The organism is Nocardia colli (genome assembly GCF_008704205.1).
Lineage (GTDB): Bacteria > Actinomycetota > Actinomycetes > Mycobacteriales > Mycobacteriaceae > Nocardia > Nocardia colli.
Map to the genome: position 1 here is coordinate 679,969 of NZ_VXLC01000004.1, position 19,806 is coordinate 699,774.

Below are 19,806 nucleotides of genomic sequence, written 5' to 3' on the forward strand. Positions count from 1 at the left end.
GTCAGTCGAGCCCGGACCACTCCAGCGTCGCGTGCAGCGCGTCGATGAGGTTGGGCGCCAGGTTCGGGTAGGTGCGCAGGTCCAGGTCGCCGAAGTCGTCGGCGTCCTCCTCCGGACGCAGTTGCAGCAGGCACAGCGACGCGCCCTCGCGCAGCACCGCGGCGAACAGGCGCGCCTCGCGCCGATCCGGGTGCGCCTCGGCGGCGGCGCGCGCGGCGGCGTCGGCCGCCTCGTGATCGGCGAGCAGCGGCACCAGCGCCTCGTCCAGGGTGGATTCGGCGTCCGGCGGCAGCACCACGATCTCCTGCACCAGCACGCAGCCCTGCACGGCGGGCGGCCAGCTGGTGGTCGCGAGGAAGTCGTCGAGCGCCACCGATCCGCCGGTGATGTCGTCCGGAAACAGTTCCTGGGCAACGGGAGTCAGCTCGGCCGCCTCGTCCACCTCGTCGACCAGCTCGGGCTGGGCCGCGACCAGGTCGGCAGTGGGCACCAGCGCGAACATCTGCGGCGGTCTGCCCCATCCTTCGGCGTCGACGAATTCGGCGACCTCGCGGACGGAGCGGGCGAGGACGAGTTCGGCGTGCAGATCTGCGGGGGTCACGGTCAACATCCAATCAAACGAACCGCGCGGGCAATCCACAAACCCGCTGCTTCACTGGGCAGGGCGTGTCATCGGTGTCCGATTCCGTAGAGTGGGGCCGACGGTCCGACAGGACCACCCGCAACATCGGACTGCGGCATCTCGGCCGGACGTATCGGCGCGAGTGCCGCCGGACCTTGGAGAGTGGCATCGTGGGCATGCGGCCCCCCACCGGCTTACCTTCGCTTTCCCGACGCAGCCGCGTACTGCTGCTGGCGGCCATCGCCCTCGCGGCGTTGCTGCTACTCGGTCCACGACTGACCGACACCTATACCAACTGGTTGTGGTTCGGCGAGGTCGGTTTCCGCAACGTGTATCTCACGGTGTTGCGGACCCGGATCCTGTTGTTCCTCGGCGTCGCTATTTTCGTCGGTGTGGTCGTCTGGCTGGCGTTGCTGCTCGCCTATCGGTCCCGGCCGGTGTTCGTGCCGGTGGCCGGTCCGAACGATCCGATCGCGCGCTACCGCACCACGGTGATGAGCAGGCTGCGGCTGTTCGGCGTCGGCATCCCGGTGCTGCTCGGCCTGCTGTCCGGCCTGGTGGCGCAATCGAATTGGGTCACCGTCAATCTGTTCCTGAACACCAGCTCGTTCGGCGAGCAGGACCCGCAGTTCCATCTCGACGTCAGCTTCTACGCGTTCGAGCTGCCGTTCTATCGGATGATCCTGAACTGGTTGTTCGTCGCGGTGGTCATCGCGTTCTTCGCCAGCCTGGTGACGCACTACGTCTTCGGCGGGCTGCGGCTCAGCGGCCGCGAGGGCACGCTGACCCGCGCCGCGCGCATCCAGTTGGCCGTGATCGCCGGGCTTTTCGTGCTGCTCAAGGCGATCGCCTACTGGTTCGACCGCTACGAGTTGCTGATGAGCAGCCGCAAGGAGCCCACCTTCACCGGCGGTTCGTTCACCGATATCAACGCGGTGCTGCCGGCCAAGCTGATCCTGTTGTCCATCGCGGTGATCTGCGCGCTCGCCTTCTTCGCCGGCATCGTGCTGCGCGATCTGCGGGTGCCCGCGATGGCCGCCGCGCTGCTGGTGCTGTCCTCGATCCTGGTCGGCGCGGTGTGGCCGCTGGTGGTCGAGCAGTTCTCCGTGCGCCCGAACGCCGCGGACAAGGAAAGCGAATACATCCAGCGCAATATCGCCGCGACCAGGCAGGCGTTCGGCATCACCGACGACAAGATCACGTATCAGGATTACAAGGGCGAGAGCAACAAGAGCCCGCTGCAGGTTCCGGTCGACGCGCAGACCATCGGCAATGCCCGGTTGCTCGACCCGAACATCCTGTCGCCCACCTTCACTCAGCTGCGTCAGCTGAAGAACTTCTACGGCTTCCCGGAGTCGCTGGACATCGACCGCTACAACATCGACGGCGATGTGCAGGATTACATCGTGGCCGCCCGCGAGCTGTCGCCGGCCGCGTTGAGCGGTAACCAGAAGGACTGGATCAACCAGCACACCGTCTACACGCACGGCAACGGTTTCGTCGCCGCGCCCGCCAACCGGGTCAACAAGCCGCAGACCGACGACCCGAACGCGACCGGGGGCAGCAGCGACAGCGGCTACCCGATCTTCATGGTCAGCGACCTGTTCACGCCGACGGACAAGCAGCGGATCAAGGTCGACCAGCCGCGCATCTATTTCGGCGAGGTGATCTCGCAGGCCAGCCCGGACTACGCGATCGTCGGCGCGAAGGATGCCCAGCGGCCGCGCGAATACGATTCCGACACCGCGCAATTCACCTATGACGGCAAGGGTGGCGTGCCGATCGGCAACTGGTTCAACCGGCTCGCCTTCGCCGCCAAGTACGCCGAGCGCAACATCCTGTTCTCCTCGGCCATCGGCGACGACTCCAAGATCATCTTCAACCGCGATCCGCGCGAGCGCGTGCAGAAGGTCGCGCCCTGGCTGACCACCGACGGCAACGCCTACCCGGCGGTCGTGAACGGGCGCATCCAGTGGATCGTCGACGCCTACACGACGCTCGACGACTACCCGTACGCGCAGAAGACCTCGCTGGACGGGGTCGAGGACAGCATCGACAAGAAGACCGGCAGGCTGCTGCCGCGCAAGCAGGTCAGCTACATCCGTAACTCGGTCAAGGCCACCGTGGATGCCTACGACGGCACGGTGAAGCTGTACGAGGTGGATTCGAAGGATCCGGTGCTGAAGGCCTGGCGCGGGGTGTTCCCCGGGGCGGTCGAGCCGGAGAGCGCGATCACCCCGGAGCTGCGCGCGCACTTCCGTTATCCGGAAGACCTGTTCAAGGTGCAGCGCGAGATGTTGACCAAGTACCACGTCGACGATCCGCGTGAGTTCTTCACCAACAACGCCTTCTGGTCCGTGGCCGCCGACCCGACGATCGACGGCGGGGCGCCGGCCAACCAGCCGCCGTACTACGTGCTGCTGGGCGATCCGAAGGGCGGGAACAAGCCGGTCTTCAATCTGACCAGCGCGATGGTCGGCTACAACCGGCAATTCCTGTCGGCCTACATCTCGGTGCGGTCGGATCCGGACGATTACGGCAAGTTCACCATCTTGCGATTGCCGACCGATACGCAGACGCTCGGCCCGCAGCAGACCCAGAACCGGATGACGACAGCGCCGGAGGTCTCGCGGGAGAAGACGCTGCTGTCCAACTCGAACAAGATCAAATATGGCAATCTGCTGACCCTGCCGATCGCCGACGGCGGAATCCTCTACGTGGAGCCGTTCTACAACGAACGCAATACCGGAGCGAACACCGCGACCTTCCCGCAGCTGCTGCGCGTGCTGGTGAGTTACCGGGACGACGCGGGCAGCGTGAAGGTCGGTTACGCCTCGACCCTGGCCGAGGCGCTGAACCAGGTGCTGCCCGGAAGTGGCGCGCTGGCAACGCCTTTCGGTGGCGACTCGGGTACTCGACCGCGTCCGGGTTCGGTGCCCACGCCGCCGGCGGAGACCAGCACCCCGCCGCCGAACACCGGTACTCCGCCGCCGAACACGGGCACCCCGCCGCCGGCCGGTTCGTCCGCGGCCAAGGATGCCGCGGCCGCGGCGCTGAACCAGAAGATCGAGAACGTGCGTAATGCCATGCGCACGGGCAACTTCCAGGATTTCGGCCGAGCACTCGACGAGCTGGACGCCGCGGTCAAGGCGTACCAGGACGCAGGGCGCTAGCCACCGTCGGTAACTGAACGAAATACGCCGCCAGCATGGAGCTGGCGGCGTATTTCGTTACGGTAAAGGGTTTTCCGGCCTCGAATGCTATTAGCAAGCTATTCGCGGTGAGTAGAACTTCGGTAGCAAAACGAATTCAAGCACGGTATTCCCCGGATTGTTGCCGAGGAAGGTATCGCTATACAGCGGTCTGCATAAACGAATCGGCGCTGCTATCCCATCCGGGACAGCAGCGCCGATGCGGGATCAGCCGGGACTCAGCGGCCGGCGATCGACTCGATCAGCGCGCCGTTCTGCTCCAGGACCTGCTGGAACTGTGCGTCGAGGCCGTGCTGCTTGGCCAGGTCGCTGCCGAGGGACTTGGCCTGCTCGACCAGGGCCTTGGGGCTGCCGGGGACGGCGGGGAGGGCGGGTGCGGCGGCCTCGGGAGCCGGCTCCGGCTCCTGCACGGCCTGGGGCTCCGGCTCGGAGGTGCCCGGCTTCAGGTACTGGCCGCACACCGGCCAGGCGCCTTGGCCCTGCGTGGCGAGCACGTTCTCCGCAACGCGGATCTGCTCCTCTTTGCTGGCGTTGTTGGCAGAGCCGCGGCCACCGTTGGCCGCCCAGGTGCTCTGCGAGAACTGCAGGCCGCCGTAGTAGCCGTTACCGGTGGCGATGCCCCAGTTGCCGCCGCTCTCGCACTGCGCGACGCCGTCCCAGTTGTGGGCAGGCGCGGCGGATGCGGTCGCGGTGGAGAGTGCGAACGGGACGGCAACAAGGGCGCCGGTAACAGCGGCAAAGCCGAGGGCGCGGGCGTTGAACTTCCGGTTCTCAGTCATAAGTGCATTTCCCTCCCTGCGCCTACCAACTCGGCGATAAAGCCGCCGGTCCCTGCCCCCAGGTTGTCGGGGATCCTCGAACCGCAGGGCAGGGTCGCCGGTATTCGAACGGTTCGAGTTCGAGCCCTTCACGGATGATCCGGGCCGTGAACGCACGGTAACGAAGAAATCTCGGCAGATCACGTCTTGATAACACTCGCATTCCATGATGCGAATAACCCGAATATGGCCCTTTGCGCAGGTCGCAAATGCCGCCGACACGCATTCTGGACGGTCTGTTATAGCAACGTTATGTGTTCGAGATCACTACGATATTGTGACCCGGATCACGTTTAACCGGTTGCCGCGAGCGGTGATAGGCCCATTCGCATCGCAGATCTCGTCGCTCCGTGCACGGCCCGCTGGCTCCGGGCTTGTGTGACCCTGCTCTCCAGTGCTGATTTTCTACCTCCGGAGCCCGCCTCCAAGACCGTGCCGCAGCGCGACGAATGCGCCGCTAACCAGGCGATTTGGCGTCCACGGGAACCCGTGTGTAATGTTGTGTTTACCGACGCGGGGTGGAGCAGCTCGGTAGCTCGCTGGGCTCATAACCCAGAGGTCGCAGGTTCAAATCCTGTCCCCGCTACAACGAAGAACGGCCCGGAACACACAGTTCCGGGCCGTTCTTCTGTTCTCCTGGGCCCGGACAGTGACTCGGGGCTGCCGTGAGGTTCGGGTCGGTGCCGCCCAGTAGGTAGTTCGCGGCACGCACTGCGGCGTTCGGATCCATCCCTGGCAGTACGTGCGAGTCGGTCTCGAGGGTGAGCGACCGTCGGCGTGACCGGCGCGCTCGCTGACCATCTTGGGGCTGATCCCGGCTGCCGGTGCGCCGGTCACGTACGAGTATCGACCATTGCTTCGCTGTCAGCTTTCGAGAATTCAGCAGCGCCTATTGCCGAATCGTTTTCCTGTCGGCGTTGACGATCGCGAGTGTGCCGACCAGGCCTGGCAATCCGACGAACAGCGCTGCGATTGCAAGGAACCCGCCGCCGATATCCGGTGACCCGCTGCGGCCTCGTACGATGAGAAAGACCACCAGGGTGACCACACCCGCAACCAGCATGGCCAGGTAAAGGATCCGCTGGGTTTTGCCGCTCGAGTTCTTGGTCAGGGTGTTGAGCGAAATGCCAAGCAGCCCAGCGGGAATGGCCGCGATGCCAAGGGCCATCAGCAACGCACCCTGCGGTACGGATCGCCCGATGAAACCACCGATCAGCGCCGCCGCCAGTGCGGCAATGGTGAGGATTTTCTGTGCCGTGGATACTGCCGGTGAGTAGTTCGTGGTAGGTGCCATGACGTTGATCTCCTCGCTCTAAAGCTTGTTGCCGTGGGAAGCGGTTACGGCAACCCAGTAGGTCTCCGCGTACGTGTAGCAAACCACCCGGCGAGGGTCGTAACCCTTATAGACGTCGCTGCACACCTTCTTCATGTCGTCATAGAGAGAAGTGTTGCATGCGCCGTAGCCCTGCCCCGTCTTGTCCGCCGCGTCGTAACACATGTCGTGACGGGCGCAGGCGCCGCTGAAGTCAGCGTTGGTGCCGGGCATCGGCGTCTGGTCTGGCGAGCCGGTGCAGTAGTCGTGGCGGGCCTTCTCGCAGTTAGGTGTTCGCGTGCAATCGGGGTCGTAGATATAGCCGGGCGGAACAGTTATCGACCCCATATCCGATTTCGCCGGGGTCGTTTGTGGGCGCGGAAGGGCCGGCACAACAGCATTCGAGGAAGGCTGCGGTGACACCGTCGTCGGAGCAATCTCGCCTTGCTGCGATCCGCTGCCGGCCGAAGGTGCCGACGGTTCACCACCCAGCGGTGTCGGTTCACCGATCGTCGATGGCGGAACAAACGGCGCGCGGGAAGTATCGCCGGGCGCCCCCGGCACGGGGACGATGGGTGTGCCGTTGCCAGTGCCGACCGGTGGCGGAATAAGCGCTCCCGCATTCGTCCCGCTCCCGGCACCACTGGGCGACTGGACTGCGGGCGGCGCGGTAGGCAGCGGGGGTGGAGTGCTCGGAGGTCCAGGTGGTGGCGTCGGCGGATCGGGCACATCCACGCACGGCCAGCCGGGGTGCATCTGCTGCCATTGCGCACAAGGGATATTGGGTCCGGCCTGCGCGGGAGCACCCACTTGCGCGACCGAGAGCAGCGCTGCGTCGGTGATCAGCAGTGCAGCCGATACGCCTAGCGCGAGGACGAGACGGGATAGTCGTCTGCGAGGGCAGGGTGAGGTCATCGGTTGGCTCTCCTTGTTTCGGACTCGGCGGTAGTCGAGGGTCAGAGCCAGATGGGATCGCCGGCATCGGTGTCGGCGACGCGGTTCTTGTCCGGGACGGTGTCGGCGCTACTGGTGCCCGAGCTCAGCGCCAGCAGGCCCGCGGCGAGGAATGCGGTGAGCACGGTGGTGAGTGCGGTGCGTGTGGTTGGCATGACTTCGGCTGCCCCTTCCTGGATCGACGCATCAGCAGCATCGCTGTGGCAACTAGAGCTGTAACCCGGTTGTCAACGGAACGGGCGCAGCTGTCACACCCCGCTGGAAACCCCTGTCACATGTGGGTTGCCACAGGTCGAAACCCGATCGAAGACATCAACTCACCCCCGTGATCCGCGCCACTGTGACAGCGCGGGACCTGGAATTCGCACCCGTGAACCACCGCGAGCAGGGGCGTGAAGCGCTGGCACTACGGTTGAAGCAACTGCGTGGTGAACACCCGAGCCGAGCTTGCGGACGATCGGTCAACGCGCACAGGTCAGCCACACCACCGTCTCGCGGGCATTCTCGATCGAGGACAGACTCCCCTCATGGCGATCGCGCGCTACGCCATACCGGCACAATCGAGCGCGCCGCTCGACGCCGGTCCCCCCGGCACCGACGTCACCCGGATCCGACTGACCTACCTCTACCCCATCGCCGACGGCGCCACCTTCGCCATGGCCCTGCTCGGCGCCATGAGCGGAGCCCGAATCACCCGGTCTCGGCTACTCGCCCCTGCCGCCATCGCGCTCATCGGCAGCCGCACCCGACCCGTGCGCCACCTCGATATCGTCATCCTGACCATGCAAGCGGCCAGGAACACACAGTTCCGGGCCGTTTTCTATGCTCAGTGACTGTCCATCTGCACCGTGAAGTGATGAGCGGTGATGTTCAGGTGGTGGCGCATGTAGAGGCGATGCGCGGCGGCTCGGTCGGGGCCTACGCCGGAATCCAGGTGGACGGCTTCGCACTTCAGGCGCAGTGCCTCCTGCTTCGCCCACGCCATCAGTAGATCCGCGTAACCGTGACCGCGCGCGGTGGACGCGGTGATGAGGTCGTCCACGTACAGGTGATGTCCCCACGCGCTGTGCCACGCCTCGCGGAAACCCAGCACCGAGACGGCCACGTCGCCGTTCCCGGCGAACACTCCGACGAGCCGGTAGCCGCGCGGCCGCAGGTCGGTGTCGACGAAGTCGACCAGCGCGTCCACCGTGCCCCATCGAGGGCGCAACTCGAGCAGGGTCGCCGCCGCCAACTTGGTCTGATCTGCACTGATTTCACGAATCTCGGTCACGGAGCCGACGCTAGCGCCGCCCCACCGCCTCGGCCGAGGGCCACTTCGCCTCAACTCCGCCAGGCCACTGCCCGCTGAGCTGGCGATCTGTCCGATTCGTCCGGTCCGTTGATGATCTCGAGGGTACGTTCACAGGCAGATCGCTATCGATGTTCGCCGCAGGTGTTCCGGAGGTTCATTCCTAACCGAGGAGACTTGATGAACACGATTCCACTGACTGTCATGACCGCCGCGGTGGTCGCGGTATCCGTCGTCGCCGGCCCCGCCCACGCGGAACCCGGAGTGATGCTGGGCGGGGGCTCGGGAATCATCCTCGACGACTACGAACTGTGCACGTTGACCACGATCGGTCGCGACGGCGCCGGCCGCTTGGTCGGCCTGACGGCCGGCCACTGCGCTCTGATCGGTGACCCGATCGCGTCCGAACAAGATTGGGGTGCCGGCGACGTCGGCCGAGTGGTAGACGTCAACGACGACCTGGATTACGCGGTGATCGAGTTCGACCCCGCGAAGGTGACCCCGGTGCGCCAGATCGGCGGCACCACGATTGCCGGCCTGGGCACCTACCCGGGCCAGGGCGGTGTGGTCTGCGAAAACGGCCGTTCCACCGGCTTCGACTGCGGCATCGTCTGGGGTCACCTCGGTGACCGCATCCTGAACCAGACCTGTTCGCGCCCAGGTGATTCCGGCGGCCCCGTCACTGTGGACGATCTGCTCGTCGGGATGAACAACGGCCGAGTGGTCGGCGTTGCCGGAATCGACCTGAATGTCGAGTGCGTCACCGCGGCCAACCCGGTCCACTCACCCGCTTTCACCCACTCCATCACCGACATCCTGCGCGCGATAGATGCCGGAGGCGGCCCGGGTAGCGCCTTCCGTCCTATCTAGCCGCGCCACACCAGCGTCGAATCATCGAGCCGCGTGCCGGTCGGACTCGTCGGCGTCCCGCGCGAGGATCCCATCGAGGATGACCCGTAGCTTCCACGTCTCGCGTTTGCTGCCGCCTACCGTCAGCAGCGGGGCGAGCTCGCGGATCGTGGGGTAGTCGTCGGCGGGGAGGGCTTGATAGACGGCGTCGAGGCGCGCGGCCGTGTCGGCTACGGACTCGGCGGGTTCGTCGGTGGCCGCCCGTGCGGCGGCCTCCAGGGCGGCCGAGGCGATGTATTGGCCCAGTAGGTCGACGGCCCAGGCACAGGCGGCGTCCTTGACTCCGCCGAGCCGCAGCAGGCGCAGCATCTCTTCGACCAGTCGCAGGATGTGCGGGCCGGTCGGGGCCTCGGTGAACGCGACGGCGGCGAGGTCGCGGTGCGCGGCAAGCGCGGCGACGGTTCGTTCGACGAGTAGTTCCAGCCGGTTGCGCCAGTCGCCGTCCGCCTCGGCCGGCAGTTCGACGGCCGCCACGGCGAGGTCGTGGGTCAGCAGCATCAGCTCGCGCCGGTCGTGCACATAGACATAGAGCGACGCCGAACCCGTATCGAGAACCTGGGCCACTCGGCGCATGCTCACCGCGGCGCAGCCCAACTCGTCGACCAGGTCGAGGGACGCGGCCACGATCGCGTCGAGGCTCAGCGGAGCCTTCGCGGGACTGGTGCGGGGATTGGGGCGGGGGGAGCCGGGCATGCGCCGAATCCTAGCTTGACAAACAGTGCTCGCGGCGAGCATCGTTCGGAACGATCAGTGATCGTTACGATCACTGATCGTCAAACTATGCAGAGGAGTTGCCATGAAGGTCATCGTCTTCGGTGCCGCCGGACGGGCGGGTCGAGCCATCGTGACCGAGGCGCTGACCGCCGGTCACGACGTCACCGCCGCGGTCCGCGACCCGGCGAAACTGTCACCGGCCGATCAGCTCACCATGGTGCGCGCCGACGTTCGCGACCCGGACAGCGTGCGCGCGGCCATCGCGGGGCACGACGCGGTGATCAGCGCGATCGGCCCGGCCGGCCGCCACGCGCACGGCCTCTATTCCGACGCCGCCCGCGCCCTCGTTCCCGCGATGCAATCCACCGGAGTGGACCGCCTGATCGCCATCACCTCCAGCGGCGTCCGCCGCGACGACCCGAACCACGCCCGCTGGTACCGCTGCCTCGCCCGAACCCTGATGAACGAGCTCTACGGCGACATGCGGCTGATGGAATCCATCATCACTGAATCCGCCGTGGACTGGACCTTCGTCCGTCCCACCCGCCTGACCGACGACCCGCCGACCGCGACCTACCGCGTCCAGGACGGCGAAACACCAAGCGGCGGTTGGAAAGTGCCGGTCGCCGACGTGGCCCGGTTCATCATCGAAGAACTGGACCGCCACCGCTGGTCCCACGCCGCGCCGACCCTCGCGCGATAAACCTCACACCTCGTCCAGCGCCCGCCGGCCGGTCACCGGCCCCCATACCCCGACCAGCGCGACCATGGTGAGCAGCGCGACGGTGATCACCGAGAACACCAGCCCCGGCCCGTTCGCCCGGTCGAGCAGCGGCAGCAGCAGGAACGGCAGCAGCGCGGTGCTCACCTTCGACAGCGAATAGGTCGCGCCGGACGCGGTGCCGCGCACCGCGGTCGGGAACGACTCCGGCAGGTACGCGTGAATGGCGTCGGAGAAGACGTTGCTGGCAATGGTGAACAACCCGCCCGACAGCAGGATGAGCGGCACGCTGGTGGCGAAACCGAAGGTCAGGCCGAACAGCGCCATCAGGGTCGCGGTCCCCATGACGAGATACTTGCGCTCTATCCGCTCCATCAGCGGGATCGCCAGCAGCGACCCCAGCGGGTATCCGAGATAGGTGACGGCCAGGTAGCTCAGCGAGGTGACCACCTCGAATCCCTTGCGGTCCAACACGAGTACGGCCAGCGTGCCGAATCCGTAGTAGCCGAACACCTGCAGGATCATCACCGCGGAGAACAGCGTCGTCTTGGCCCGGTACGGCGGCTTGACGATCGCGCTGAACGGCAGGCCCTTCGTCTTGTTCGCCTGTCGCGCAAGCCAATGCGGCGATTCGGGCATGTCCCGGCGCGCGACGACCACCACCGCGGCGCCGAGCCCGCCGATCACGAACAGCCAGCGCCAGCCGTCGATCCCGAAGGGCTGCAACGGAACCAGCCACTTGGCGAGGAATCCGACGGTCGGCACCGCGCAGAAACCGATCGTGTACGCCATGGCGATCATCCGCCCACGCACCTGCGGCGGAACCACTTCCGACAGATAGGTGTCCGACACCGTCATCTCGGCGCCGATCCCGAGCCCCGCCAGGAATCGCGTCGCCATCAGGAACGTGATGTTCGGGCTGAACGCGCCGAGTAGGGTGAACCCGGAGTACAACGCGATATTCACCATGAACATGCGCCGCCGCCCGAACACATCCGACAACCGGCCGATCACCAGCGCGCCGAGGAACTGCCCGGCGAACGCCGACGCGAGGATCCCGCTGAGCTGGAACGTGGACAGGTGCATCTCCTGCTTCAGCACCCCGGTGATCGTCCCGGCGAGGAACAGTTCGTAGAGATCGAAGAACAGTCCGGCACCGACCAGCGCGACCAGCTTGCGATGAATGGGACGAACCGGAAGCTCGTCCAGCCGCAGCCGTTCCCGGCCGACGTCGGATGTTGTGGTCATCCCGCCATACTCCTGATCGAGCCCCCTTCCGGCAACAAATCAGCGTGGTGTGTCCGGTTCGTGTCCGGAACCCCGATTCCGCCCTGTCCGCCGTGGCGCGGTGGTTGACTTGGCCGCGTGCCGGCCGCGTCCGGCCGCACTTCAGTACACCGAGGTCAGGAGGCCACGGATATGCCTACTCACGACGGAAGCTGGCCGCAGGGAACACCCTGCTGGGTCGACAGTCAGGTCGACGACACCGCGCGGGCCCGTGAGTTCTACGCGGAACTATTCGGCTGGGAAATCCTGGATAGCCCGCCGGACGCGGGCGGCTATCTGATGGCGCTACGGCACGGCAGGCCGGCCGCGGGGATCGGCGCCAAGCCCGACGGCATGGCCATGCCGTCGGTGTGGACCACCTACTTCGCCGCCGACAGCGCCGACGCGATCGCCGAGAAGGTCACGGCGGCAGGCGGTTCGGTGCTGATGGCGCCGTTCGACGTGCTCGACGTCGGCCGGATGTGCATCGCCGCCGATCCGATCGGCGCGATCTTCGGCGTGTGGGAAGCCAAGGCGCACACCGGTGCCGGCATCTACAACGAAGACGGCGCGTACTGCTGGAACGAGCTGCACACCGATCAGTACAAGCAGGCTCAGGAGTTCTACGCGTCCGTATTCGGTTGGCACTACACCGAAATCGGTGACGGGGCGAACTTCGTCTACTCGACCTTCGGCCTGAGCCAGGACGGCGCTCCGGTCGGCGGCGTCAACGACGCGAGCAAGACGCCCGGCGACGCTCCGTCCTTCTGGCTGACCTGGTTCCAGGTGGACAACACCGACGCGTCCGTCGCCAAGGCCACCGAGTTGGGTGCCACGGTGCTGATGGGGGTGCACGACAGCGCATTCGGCCGGATGAGTGTTCTGCAGGGCCCGCAGGGTGAGGCGTTCGGCGTCATCGACCCGTCGACCGTCGCTGAACCGCAGGCCGGCGCGTAGTCCGGATCCGCACGAAAGATATAGGAAGGGCCAGCGTTTCGGCGCTGGTCCTTTTTATCGCTGCTTGATCGGGGGAACGGCCAGATCGGTGCGCCGCGTGGTCACCTTGACCGCCTTGTTCTCCGCCGCCGCGGCGGCATTGGCCAGTTCGACATTCTCCGGAGCGGCGGCGGCCTTGTCGGCGGCCCGCACCGCTTGATCGGCTTCGAAAGCGCCGAGGAAGCTGTTGGTGGCTTCCTCGGTGGCGAGCACGGCGGCCAAAGCGGCGCGTGCGGCGTCGGCGGCGGCCTGCGCGGCGGAGGCGGCAGTCGAGGCTGCCTCCGCGGCCTTCGTCGCGCTGTCGATCCCGGTGTGGATGGTGGCGCGCGGGCTGCCGGCCTTCGCCTTGCGGTCGGTTTTCCCGCCGGGGACCGTGGCGCGGTCGGCGGCCGCGGCGCGATCGCGGGCACTCGCGGCCCGCTGCCGTGCCTGCTGGATCAAAGCGCGCGTCATGGGCTGCTCGATGGAATGAGCGCCGGGCGCCTGACCGCTGACGTCCTGAGCATTCGCGACACCGGCTCCGGACAATGCCAGAGCCGCGCACGTGACGACCAGGACAACGACTCGGGGGCGATCCCTACGCATAAGCGCTCCATCCATGGAAGAAGACCAGCCAGTCTGGTTAACCGTACGTCCAATTGGTCGGTTTCGGTCAGACCTCGGCCCTGGCGTGCCGCGCGCTTTCCATCGGGTGCTGATCAGCGATATCCGGGCGGAGTGCGGGCAATCAGGCCGTGCTGATGGGCGTAGACGACCGCGTGGATACGGTCGCGCACACCCAGTTTCGCGAGCACGCGCGAGACGTGCGTCTTCACGGTTTCCTCGCCGACGCCGAGTTGCGTGGCGATCTCGGCATTGCTGCGGGCGTCGGCGAGCAGGAGCAGCACTTCCAGCTCGCGCGCGGTGAGGTGTTCGACCTCGGGCGGGGTGTGCGGCGGCGCGAGCGTGGCGGCGAAGCGCGCGGCCAGCCGGCGGGTCATCGACGGATCGATCAGCGCGTCGCCGCGAGCCGCGATGCGAATGGCGGCGACGAGTTCCTCCGGCGGCAGGCTCTTCAGCAGGAACCCGCTCGCGCCGGCCTGCAACGCGCGGTACAGATTGGCGTCGCTGTCGTACGTGGTGAGTACGAGGACATGCGTGCCACCCGCCGCGACAATGGCTTCGGTCGCGGCGAGCCCGTCCAGCTTCGGCATCCGCACGTCGAGAATCGCGACATCCGGTCGCAGCCTTGCGGTTTCGGCAATCGCCGTACGCCCGTCGCTGACCTCGGCGACACAGTCGAGATCGGCCTGGCTGTCCAGCACCGCCCGCAGCCCGGAGCGGAACATACTGTGGTCGTCGGCGATCAGCACCCGGATCGGCATGGTCACGACCCGCCGATCGGCACGGAAACCGTGGTGTGCCAAGAGGTTCCGGCCGCATCGGGACCATAGTCGAGGTCGCCGTCGAAGAGGTCGGTGCGCCGCCGGATCCCGCCGAGCCCACGCGGCACCGCAGTATCGCTGACCGACGGGATCGGTGGAATCGGATTGCTCGCCCGCAACACCACCCGATTCGGCTGATACGCCACCGTGAGCCGGGCATGTTCGCCGTCCCCGTGCCGCAGCGCGTTGGTCAGCATCTCCTGCACGATCCGATACACCGTGACATCCAACGACTCCGGCAACTCGACCACCGAACCCTGCACGGCCACTTCGACAGTCAATCCGGCGGCGCGCACATGTTCGACCAGTCCGTCGATATCGGCCAGCCCGGGCTGCCGCTGCCCCGCGTCGTCGCGGCCGTGCAGCAGATCGAGCTGCCGCCGCAGATCCACCATCGCGGCCCGGCTGCTCGACTCCACGGCCGCCAGCGACCGGGTCGCCGCGCCATTCGCGGTGTCCGCCATGGCCATTCGCGCCGCACCCGCGTGGATGCCGATGGCGCTGACGTGATGGGAGATCACATCGTGCAGGTCCCGCGCGATCGCGGCCCGCTCGTCGGTCACCGCCCGCTCCACCGCGACCTGATGCTCCTGCCTGCGCAGCCGCTCCCGCTGCTCGAGCTCGGCGATGTAGGCGCCGCGCGCCGCGGTGTAGCGGCCGACCAGCCACGGCACACAGCCCGCCGCCGTCGTCGAGGCGATCAGCAGCCGCCAGTCGTGCCCGGCGTGATCGTGCGCGAGCAGATGCGCGGCCGCGACGCCACCGCACAGCATGAGCATGGTCAGCACCGATTTCGGACCGGCCAGCCACGCGCCGGTCCGATACCCGGCGACCAGCAGGCCGACGCCGGCGAACTGCCCGTCGAAGCCGTGCCGTTGCAGCAGCCAGGTGACCACCAGCCGGACGAGCGCCTGGGCCACCGCCACCAGGCCGGCCGTGCGCGGCGGCCCGGCCAGGGCCAGATCGACGACGACAATGCCCGCCAGCATCGTGACGGTCTGCCCCGGCGCGACGCCGAAGATGCCGCACACACCGATCGCCACGGCGTCGATCAGCGCCGCCACCGCCGCGACCACCAGCGACTGGCGGGCCAGCGACCTGCTCACATCCAACAGTTCGCCACCGCCTTCGGGTTGTCGGAGCCGTCGCGGCGATCCTAGCCAGATCGGTCGTCGGGGTGCCGTCAACTCTGCCCGCCGCCGCGCCCGATCGCGTCCCCCGCGCGGGGGACGCCGAATCCCTCGGCGGCGCGATGTTTACGCAGGCCATCGCCCGTAGCGTCGAAATCCGACGCCGGACGATCCGAGGAGATCACATGGACCGAGTGGAACTGCTGACCTACGCGTTGCCCGCCTTCGCGTTGTTCATGCTGGTGGAGTGGATCGCGTATCGCCGCGATCCGGACCGGCCGAAGAACGGCGGATCGGGTCGCGACACCGCGTCCAACATCGCCACCTTCACCCTCGGCCGGCTCGCGAAACCGTTGACGCAGTACCTGATTCCGTTCTCCGCCGTGGTGGCGGCCGCCGCGATCACGCCGCTGCACCTGTCCGCGACGTCGTGGTGGGTGTGGGTGCTCGGCCTGGTGGTCACCGATTTCTGCTACTACTGGGCGCATCGCGCCGACCACCGGGTCCGGCTGCTGTGGACCTCGCACAGCGTGCACCACTCCAGCGAGCACTTCAATCTGTCCACCGCGATCCGCCTGCCGTGGGTGCACCCGGTGGCGAATGTCCTGCGCGGAATGGCTTGGGTGCCTGCGGCTTTGCTGGGCTTCCCGGTGTGGATGATCTTCCTGTTGCAGAGCATCGGCCTGCTCTACCAGTTCCCGATCCACACCCAGCGCGTCGGCACGCTGGGCCGTCCGATCGAGTTCCTGTTCAACACCCCCGCCCACCACCGCATCCACCACGGCTCCAACCAGCCCTATATCGACCGCAATTATGGTGGCATCCTGATCATCTGGGACCGCATGTTCGGTAGCTTCGCCGCCGAATCCGAACCCATCCGCTACGGCCTCACCAAAAACATCGGCACCGACAACCCGCTAAAGGTCAACTATCACGAACTCGCCGGACTGGTCCGCGATGTTCGCGGCGCCGACACCTGGCGCGGCCGTCTCGGCTACGTTTTCGGTCCGCCCGGCTGGACCGAGCACCGCGAACCCGCGCCGGAACCGGCGCCGCAGATCAAGTCGGTTCAGCTCACCTGAGCGTGACCGGGCGATGCTCGGCATCGCCCGGATTCGCTTGTCCGGTGGTAGATCTCAGGCGTTGTCGAGGAAGAAGCGGAGGCCGGCGATGTTCGGCGAGCCCTCGGCGAATTCGACGAACGCGACACCGCGGGTATCGCCGAAGCGGACCGACGCGGTCACCGTGCGCCCGGCGGCGATCAGCTTGCCCCAGCGCATGTTCCGGGCCCGATTGGTGAACTCCTCCACCGAAACCGGAGTGCCCGCGGGCAATTCGACCACGGCGTAGTGGCCGAGCAGCCCGCGGACGCGGACGATGTCGGTGCTGCCCGCGGCGGCGAACAGTCGTGAGGTCACCCGGCGACCGGTCCGGCCGACCCCGCCGAGCGCGCGCAGCATGCCGAGCGCGCCGTCGAAGCCCTGATTGCTGATCAACTGCGGTCCGAGGCGCAGCGCGGCGCCGAGCCCGCTGGGCCCGGTGCGCAACAGCTGCACGATCATCGGGCCCAGCTCCCAGTGCGCGGCCAGGTGCGCGATCTTCCAGTCGCCGTCCTGCTCGGTCAGCTGGTAGCGCAGGTGCATCGGGACCGAGACCCGGGCGCCGGTCGACATCGTGGTCTCGATGGTCAGATCGCGCACCACGGTCGGCGGCGCGACGATGTCGCGTTCCACCCGGAAGACGATGCCGTTGGGGCCGATGAAGGTGTCGTAGAAGGCCTCGATGGCGGTGCGGCCGACGTGCGGACGGGCCCCGACCGGGTCGTTGACCTCGGCGTCGGGAGTGAAGAGGTCGACCCACGCGGACTTGTCGTGCACGGCGACCGCGCGCGGGGACGCTTGGACGGCCGTCAGCAGCTCGGCGGCCGAGGGTTCCAGCGGCATGACAAATCCTCCGATGTCGACGATGACTCGTCCCATGGTAGAACAAGTTCCAATTGCCGGATCGCGGCCGCGGCCGCCGGATCGGCCTATCCGACGGTGATTCCGGCGGCTTCCCGGCAGTACAGCCACAGCCGCCAGGCCTCGTCCGGGGTGTAGTGCGTGCGGCGCAGATAGTGCTCCGGGCGCACTTTGCGGTCGGCCCAGAACCGGCCGGAGGGCAGCGTCGCGGCGGTCGCGGCGAGCCAGACCGCGGTGTCGGCGCCCGCTTCGGGAGTGCGCAGCAGCGGCCGCATGAGCCGGTGGAAGCCGGGCAGCGACGAAGTGACGCCGGGTGTGTCGGCCCAGCCGGGATGCATGCTGTGCACCGAAATATGCTGCGGTGCATAGTGTTCGGCCAGCAGCGGAGTCAGCGCGACCTGCATGCGTTTGGTGCGCGCGTACGCGGTGGTGCCGGAGTACCGGCCCTGCCGGTATTCGGGATCGCCGACGGCGAGCGGTTGCGCGTACATCCCGCCCGAGGACATCAGGATGACGCGCGCTCCGTCGGCGGCGGCGAGCAGCGGGGCGAGCCGCTCGGTGAGCAGCAGCGGGCCGAGGATGTGCGTGGCGAGGGTGATCTCGTGGCCCTCGGCGGTCTCGATCCGCCGGGGCGGCAGCAGGCCGGCGTTGTGAATCAGCACATCCAGGCTCGGTAGTCGATCGGTGAGTTCGTCCGCGCAGGCCCGCACCGAACTCGGGTCGGACACATCGCAGACGGTCACGGAGACGTCGGCGGCCGGATCGGTTTCCCGAATCTCCGCACAGGCTTGTTCGCCACGTTCGCGGTCGCGCACGGCGAGCAACACCGTGCCGCCGAGTCCGGCCAGGCTGGCCGCGATCGCCTTCCCGATACCGGAATTCGAGCCGGTCACCAACGCCGTGCGTCCGCGCAGGGCGGCGGGCTCCGGGTCATCCGCAGGCCAGCCGCGGCGGCGCAGCGCGAGCCCGAGGCGGCTGTAGCCCGGCACGATCGTCCGGTCGAGAAGAGTGTCGAGGAACGTGGGCGTGCTGGACGCATCGGTCATGGAGCAATTCTCCTGTGTGTCGGCATCGCAAGAGAACAACGATGCATGAACGTTGCATTGGCCCGATACCTCGCTAGAGTCGAGGCATGGGCATCGAGTGTTCGAGCGTCGTCGCGGCACCCCGGTCCGAGGTTTTCGATTGGCACACCCGTCCAGGTGCGTTCGCGCGGCTCGCGCCGCCGTGGCAGCCCGCGTCGGTGCTCGCCGAGGCCACGTCGCTGGCCGACGGCAAGGCCGTGCTCGGCCTGCCGGGCGGGCTGCGCTGGGTGGCCAAGCATGACCCCACCCGCTACGACCCGCCGCAACGATTCGTCGACCAGATCGCCGTCGACGGCCTTACCTCGCTGCCCGCCGGACTGCTGCTGCGCTGGCGGCACATCCACGACTTCGAGGTCGTCGACGACACGCACACCCGGGTGCTGGACCGGGTCGAGACGCCGGTGCCCGGTTTCGTGCTGCGCCCGATGTTCGACTATCGCTATCGTCAGCTCGCCGATGATCTGGCCGCTCATGCCGACGCGGCCCGAGCGGGCTTCACGGCCAAGACTATTGCGATGACCGGCGCGTCCGGACTGGTCGGCTCGGCGTTGACCGCGTTCCTGACCACCGGCGGGCACACCGTGGTCTCGTTGGTCCGGCATGCTCCGAAAACCGGTGAACGGCAATGGAATCCGGACGACCCCGCGCCCGGCCTGCTCGACGGGGTGGACGCGGTGGTGCATCTGGCAGGCGCATCCATCGCCGGCCGTTTCACCGACGAACACAAGCAGGCCGTCCTCGACAGCCGCATCGGGCCGACCGAGCAGCTCGCCGCGCTGGCCGCCCGCGCCGGCGTTCCGACCTTCGTCAGCGCGTCCGCCGTCGGTTATTACGGCTACGACCGCGGCGACGAGCGACTGCTCGAAGACGCCTCGCGCGGTGACGGTTTCCTCGCCGACGTGGTCGACGCGTGGGAGTCCGCCGCCGACGCCGCCACCGGGGTTCGCGTCGTCAAGATCCGCACCGGCATCGTCCAATCGCCGCGCGGCGGCACCCTGCGCCTGCTGCGGCCGCTGTTCGCGACCGGACTCGGCGGCCGGATCGGGGACGGCGAGCAGTGGCTGTCCTGGATCGGCATCGACGACCTGGTGGACATCTACTATCGCGCGCTGTGGGACAGCACCCTGTCCGGTCCGGTGAATGCCGTTGCGCCGCAACCCGTTCGCAACAGTGAATACACCCACGTCCTGGCCGGCGTGCTGCGCAGGCCCGCGCTGGTGCCGGTGCCCGAGTTCGGTCCGGCGCTGCTGCTGGGTGAGCAGGGCGCGCGCGAACTCGCCGCGGCGAGCCAGCGGGTCGTGCCGGCCGTGCTGGGCAAGGCCGGACATCGTTTCCGCACACCGGATCTCGCCTCGGCGCTGCGTCATCTGCTCGGTCGCGCCCGCCGCTGA

20 protein-coding genes and 1 tRNA gene are annotated in these 19,806 nt (G+C 67.4%); 8 read left to right on the forward strand and 13 right to left on the reverse strand.

The features are described 5' to 3' along the window. Window position 1 precedes the first annotated feature (1 nt). Window positions 2–601, reverse strand: a complete 600-nt coding sequence (locus F3087_RS15135; protein ID WP_396897552.1) for a PPA1309 family protein — start codon at window positions 599–601, stop codon at window positions 2–4. Window positions 602–792: 191 nt separating this feature from the next. Here F3087_RS15135 and F3087_RS15140 point away from each other — a divergent pair, with 191 nt between their 5' ends. Beyond that, window positions 793–3,795, forward strand: a complete 3,003-nt coding sequence (locus tag F3087_RS15140) for a UPF0182 family protein (protein WP_191093963.1) — start codon at window positions 793–795, stop codon at window positions 3,793–3,795. A gap of 257 nt (window positions 3,796–4,052) precedes the next feature. On the opposite strand, the gene F3087_RS15145 is transcribed toward F3087_RS15140, so the two are convergent. Next, window positions 4,053–4,613, reverse strand: a complete 561-nt coding sequence (locus tag F3087_RS15145) for a transglycosylase family protein (RefSeq protein ID WP_150402533.1) — start codon at window positions 4,611–4,613, stop codon at window positions 4,053–4,055. Between the two features lie 551 nt (window positions 4,614–5,164). On the opposite strand from F3087_RS15145, the gene F3087_RS15150 reads away from it, so the two are divergent. Next, window positions 5,165–5,238: transfer RNA gene (locus tag F3087_RS15150), tRNA-Met, on the forward strand. Between the two features lie 303 nt (window positions 5,239–5,541). Here F3087_RS15150 and F3087_RS15155 read toward each other — a convergent pair. From F3087_RS15155 to F3087_RS45945, 3 genes are all read right to left on the reverse strand, one after another. Beyond that, the gene (locus F3087_RS15155; RefSeq protein WP_150402534.1) at window positions 5,542–5,946 is read right to left on the reverse strand and encodes a hypothetical protein; all 405 of its coding nucleotides are present in this window, start codon (window positions 5,944–5,946) and stop codon (window positions 5,542–5,544) included. Window positions 5,947–5,964: 18 nt separating this feature from the next. Continuing rightward, the gene (locus tag F3087_RS15160; RefSeq protein ID WP_150402535.1) at window positions 5,965–6,528 is read right to left on the reverse strand and encodes a hypothetical protein; all 564 of its coding nucleotides are present in this window, start codon (window positions 6,526–6,528) and stop codon (window positions 5,965–5,967) included. Window positions 6,529–6,920: 392 nt separating this feature from the next. After that, the gene (locus F3087_RS45945) at window positions 6,921–7,073 is read right to left on the reverse strand and encodes a hypothetical protein (RefSeq protein ID WP_191093964.1); all 153 of its coding nucleotides are present in this window, start codon (window positions 7,071–7,073) and stop codon (window positions 6,921–6,923) included. A 372-nt stretch (window positions 7,074–7,445) separates the two neighbouring features. On the opposite strand from F3087_RS45945, the gene F3087_RS15165 reads away from it, so the two are divergent. Then, entirely contained in the window at window positions 7,446–7,751 is a 306-nt protein-coding gene (locus tag F3087_RS15165; RefSeq protein ID WP_150402536.1) for a hypothetical protein, read from the forward strand. Here the strand turns inward: F3087_RS15165 and F3087_RS15170 are convergent. Next, window positions 7,745–8,191, reverse strand: coding sequence for a GNAT family N-acetyltransferase (locus F3087_RS15170; RefSeq protein ID WP_150402537.1), 447 nt, complete (start codon window positions 8,189–8,191; stop codon window positions 7,745–7,747). The two genes, F3087_RS15165 and F3087_RS15170, sit on opposite strands and share 7 nt — an antisense overlap. A 198-nt stretch (window positions 8,192–8,389) precedes the next feature. On the opposite strand from F3087_RS15170, the gene F3087_RS15175 reads away from it, so the two are divergent. Next, window positions 8,390–9,079: a chymotrypsin family serine protease gene (locus tag F3087_RS15175; protein WP_150402538.1), complete on the forward strand. Its 690-nt coding sequence runs from the start codon at window positions 8,390–8,392 to the stop codon at window positions 9,077–9,079. A 21-nt stretch (window positions 9,080–9,100) separates the two neighbouring features. Here F3087_RS15175 and F3087_RS15180 read toward each other — a convergent pair whose 3' ends face one another. Further along, complete coding sequence (locus F3087_RS15180; protein ID WP_150402539.1) at window positions 9,101–9,811, reverse strand: TetR/AcrR family transcriptional regulator; 711 nt, start codon at window positions 9,809–9,811, stop codon at window positions 9,101–9,103. 103 nt (window positions 9,812–9,914) lie between these two features. Here F3087_RS15180 and F3087_RS15185 point away from each other — a divergent pair, with 103 nt between their 5' ends. Further along, window positions 9,915–10,535: an NAD(P)-dependent oxidoreductase gene (locus F3087_RS15185; protein WP_150402540.1), complete on the forward strand. Its 621-nt coding sequence runs from the start codon at window positions 9,915–9,917 to the stop codon at window positions 10,533–10,535. 3 nt (window positions 10,536–10,538) lie between these two features. Here the strand turns inward: F3087_RS15185 and F3087_RS15190 are convergent, their stop codons facing one another. Further along, window positions 10,539–11,801 carry an MFS transporter gene (locus tag F3087_RS15190; protein ID WP_150402541.1) on the reverse strand — a complete coding sequence of 421 codons (1,263 nt, stop codon included), beginning with the start codon at window positions 11,799–11,801 and terminating at the stop codon, window positions 10,539–10,541. A gap of 171 nt (window positions 11,802–11,972) precedes the next feature. On the opposite strand from F3087_RS15190, the gene F3087_RS15195 reads away from it, so the two are divergent. Then, on the forward strand, window positions 11,973–12,776 hold the full coding sequence (locus tag F3087_RS15195; RefSeq protein ID WP_150402542.1) for a VOC family protein: 804 nt from the start codon (window positions 11,973–11,975) through the stop codon (window positions 12,774–12,776). A gap of 54 nt (window positions 12,777–12,830) precedes the next feature. Here the strand turns inward: F3087_RS15195 and F3087_RS15200 are convergent, their stop codons facing one another. The 3 genes from F3087_RS15200 to F3087_RS15210 form a co-directional block, all read right to left on the reverse strand. Continuing rightward, entirely contained in the window at window positions 12,831–13,268 is a 438-nt protein-coding gene (locus F3087_RS15200; RefSeq protein ID WP_150402543.1) for a hypothetical protein, read from the reverse strand. A 245-nt stretch (window positions 13,269–13,513) separates the two neighbouring features. Further along, window positions 13,514–14,179 carry a response regulator gene (locus F3087_RS15205; RefSeq protein WP_150402885.1) on the reverse strand — a complete coding sequence of 222 codons (666 nt, stop codon included), beginning with the start codon at window positions 14,177–14,179 and terminating at the stop codon, window positions 13,514–13,516. Window positions 14,180–14,181: 2 nt separating this feature from the next. Beyond that, a complete protein-coding gene (locus F3087_RS15210) occupies window positions 14,182–15,345 on the reverse strand; it encodes a sensor histidine kinase (RefSeq protein ID WP_223885130.1) in 1,164 nt (387 codons plus the stop codon). 209 nt (window positions 15,346–15,554) lie between these two features. On the opposite strand from F3087_RS15210, the gene F3087_RS15215 reads away from it, so the two are divergent. Beyond that, on the forward strand, window positions 15,555–16,451 hold the full coding sequence (locus tag F3087_RS15215) for a sterol desaturase family protein (RefSeq protein ID WP_191093965.1): 897 nt from the start codon (window positions 15,555–15,557) through the stop codon (window positions 16,449–16,451). A gap of 54 nt (window positions 16,452–16,505) precedes the next feature. On the opposite strand, the gene F3087_RS15220 is transcribed toward F3087_RS15215, so the two are convergent. Beyond that, complete coding sequence (locus F3087_RS15220; RefSeq protein ID WP_150402544.1) at window positions 16,506–17,312, reverse strand: nuclear transport factor 2 family protein; 807 nt, start codon at window positions 17,310–17,312, stop codon at window positions 16,506–16,508. 86 nt (window positions 17,313–17,398) lie between these two features. Then, entirely contained in the window at window positions 17,399–18,376 is a 978-nt protein-coding gene (locus tag F3087_RS15225) for an SDR family NAD(P)-dependent oxidoreductase (RefSeq protein ID WP_150402545.1), read from the reverse strand. A gap of 86 nt (window positions 18,377–18,462) precedes the next feature. Here F3087_RS15225 and F3087_RS15230 point away from each other — a divergent pair, with 86 nt between their 5' ends. Next, complete coding sequence (locus F3087_RS15230; protein WP_150402546.1) at window positions 18,463–19,806, forward strand: TIGR01777 family oxidoreductase; 1,344 nt, start codon at window positions 18,463–18,465, stop codon at window positions 19,804–19,806.